1 protein-coding gene is annotated in these 820 nt (G+C 62.2%); it reads left to right on the top strand.

All coding sequences use genetic code 11. The features are described from left to right. A partial coding sequence (locus AWU74_RS06550; RefSeq protein WP_162504960.1) for an aminotransferase class III-fold pyridoxal phosphate-dependent enzyme occupies nt 1-452 on the top strand: 452 nt, incomplete at its 5' end. Nucleotides 453-820 lie beyond the last annotated feature (368 nt).

Genomic DNA, 820 nt, shown 5'->3' with positions numbered 1-820 from the left:
TCCTTTGGGGCTCGCCCACGTTCGGCGGCAACCCGCTGGCATTCGCCGCGGCGCTTGCGACGATAAAATATATCATAGACCACGACGTGCCCGGTCAGTGCCGCGAAAAGGGCGAAACGCTCAAGGCGGGACTCGTCTCGCTGAAGGAGCGGTTTCCGAGCCTTATCCGAGACGTGCGGGGCGCGGGGCTTCTGCTGGCGGTCGAGTTCGTCAGCAACGATGTGGGCTACGAAGTGGCGAAGGGCATGTTCGCGCGGAGCGTCATGACGGCGGGGACGCTGAACAACGCCCGCTGCATTCGCTTTGAGCCTGCCGCGGTGATAAGCGACGAAGAAATCGCCACAATCGTCGCCCGAATGGGCGAAGCGCTGGAAGACGCGCTGCCCGTGCATAAGCCGCGAGCGGCGACCGAGTTTTCGCACGGAAAGTCGCGGCATAGAGATACGGCATAGAGGCAAAGCCTCTGTGCCGCACCCGCCCTGATATGCGCTCCATAACCGCCTGATTATAATCCGCGTCCGCCCGACACCGTCCCGCGTTCGGGCATAAAAAAAGCAGGGCGTCCGCCCCGCTTTTCCGCTTTCCGCGCGCTTTGCCCGCTTCCTTCTCGTCTCAACAAAAAGCGGGTACCCCCGCTTTTTGTTGACCTTACGGCACTATCGCGCTCAGAATCTCGCTCCACGGCCCCCCTTTTCGCCCGTCGTGTTCTCCCAGCGCAGGCAGAAGTACACCGTCTTGCCCCGCTCGCTTTCCGCAAAAACAAGCGTGTGGGGCGAGTTGGTGCAGAACTCTGAGGCGGTAAGGTCGTCAACCCCCGCGG

This window comes from Treponema endosymbiont of Eucomonympha sp. (assembly GCF_001028545.1).
Note: the sequence above shows the minus strand (reverse complement) of the source record. Positions and strands in the feature narration are given on the sequence as shown.